This window comes from Filobacillus milosensis (assembly GCF_004402015.1).
Lineage (GTDB): Bacteria > Bacillota > Bacilli > Bacillales > Alkalibacillaceae > Filobacillus > Filobacillus milosensis.
The window spans coordinates 1-1432 of sequence record NZ_SOPW01000041.1 but is presented as its reverse complement, the minus strand read 5'-3'; the positions used below and the strand labels follow the sequence as shown (position 1 = coordinate 1432).

Here is a 1432-nt window from a genome sequence, read left to right as displayed (position 1 = left end):
ACCAACCGTTGAAAGTTACCGAATTGACGACAGGCTATTTTGTTTAGTTTTCAAGGTTCGAATGTCGGTCGCCTCAAAAAAGCGACTCAATCATCATAACAACTTCTCTTTTGTGTGTCAATAACATTTTTATATCTTTATTAACTGAAGAAATTGTTGGCGCCGCCTCAAAACAGCGACTTTATTAATATAACAATTTAACTATTGAATGTCAATGGTTAAATCAAAAATAATGGTGGAGCCTAGCGGGATCGAACCGCTGACCTCCTGCGTGCAAAGCAGGCGCTCTCCCAGCTGAGCTAAGGCCCCACATTAAATGGTCGGGAAGACAGGATTCGAACCTGCGACCCCTTGGTCCCAAACCAAGTGCTCTACCAAGCTGAGCTACTTCCCGTAATATGGCGCGCCCGAGAGGAGTCGAACCCCTAACCTTTTGATCCGTAGTCAAACGCTCTATCCAATTGAGCTACGGGCGCTTAGATGGTGCCGAGGGCCGGACTCGAACCGGCACGGTAGAAACCTACCGCAGGATTTTAAGTCCTGTGCGTCTGCCAATTCCGCCACCCCGGCAGGACTTATTAATGGAGCGGAAGACGGGATTCGAACCCGCGACCCCCACCTTGGCAAGGTGGTGTTCTACCACTGAACTACTTCCGCAAGTATTTAATTAATGGTGCGGGTGGAGGGAGTCGAACCCCCACGTCGTAAGACACTAGATCCTAAGTCTAGCGCGTCTGCCAATTCCGCCACACCCGCAAAGGTGGTGAGCCATGGAGGATTCGAACCTCCGACCCTCTGATTAAAAGTCAGATGCTCTACCGACTGAGCTAATGGCTCAAACAAACTTAAAAGTTTATTCTTTGAAGCTTACGCTTCTTTATTATTAATCTATTCAATAAAGTGGTGCCGGCCGAGGGACTCGAACCCCCAACCTACTGATTACAAGTCAGTTGCTCTGCCAGATTGAGCTAGGCCGGCGAATATTTAATTAAATGGTGGAGGATGGCGGGCTCGAACCACCGACCCCTTGCTTGTAAGGCAAGTGCTCTCCCAGCTGAGCTAATCCTCCATTAATTGTCCAGCGACGTCCTACTCTCACAGGGGAAACACCCCAATTACCATCGGCGCTAGAGAGCTTAACTTCTGTGTTCGGCATGGGAACAGGTGTGACCTCTCTGCTATCGTCACTGAACCGTTTTTGCTCGGTTATGTAAATCCTTCAAATTTCAAGGACAAGTAATATTATATTCACCTTGTACTAAAAATGCAAGGACTTTTTTTATTTTTTTTCGATAAAATTTAAACCAAAAATAAAGGTTAGTACCTTCAAAACTAAATACGAACGCTCGAAAGTCTGAAAAACGGGACGTCTTTTCATCTTCGAAGTTAAGTCCTCGATCGATTAGTATCCGTCAGCTTCACGTGTCACCAC

General features: G+C 46.5%; 9 tRNA genes and 1 rRNA gene. All 10 read right to left on the bottom strand.

Going from position 1 to position 1432, the window contains the following annotated elements:
* Positions 1-233: 233 nt before the first annotated feature.
* Positions 234-309 (bottom strand) — tRNA-Ala (locus E3U55_RS17020).
* An 8-nt stretch (positions 310-317) separates the two neighbouring features.
* Positions 318-394 (bottom strand) — tRNA-Pro (locus E3U55_RS17015).
* A gap of 5 nt (positions 395-399) precedes the next feature.
* Positions 400-476: transfer RNA gene (locus E3U55_RS17010), tRNA-Arg, on the bottom strand.
* 5 nt (positions 477-481) lie between these two features.
* Positions 482-570, bottom strand: a tRNA-Leu gene (locus E3U55_RS17005).
* A gap of 12 nt (positions 571-582) precedes the next feature.
* Positions 583-657, bottom strand: a tRNA-Gly gene (locus E3U55_RS17000).
* A gap of 14 nt (positions 658-671) precedes the next feature.
* Positions 672-756: transfer RNA gene (locus tag E3U55_RS16995), tRNA-Leu, on the bottom strand.
* Positions 757-761: 5 nt separating this feature from the next.
* Positions 762-837 (bottom strand) — tRNA-Lys (locus E3U55_RS16990).
* A gap of 64 nt (positions 838-901) precedes the next feature.
* Positions 902-978: transfer RNA gene (locus E3U55_RS16985), tRNA-Thr, on the bottom strand.
* Between the two features lie 15 nt (positions 979-993).
* Positions 994-1069: transfer RNA gene (locus E3U55_RS16980), tRNA-Val, on the bottom strand.
* A 7-nt stretch (positions 1070-1076) separates the two neighbouring features.
* A 5S ribosomal RNA gene (rrf, locus tag E3U55_RS16975) occupies positions 1077-1192 on the bottom strand.
* Positions 1193-1432: the final 240 nt, after the last annotated feature.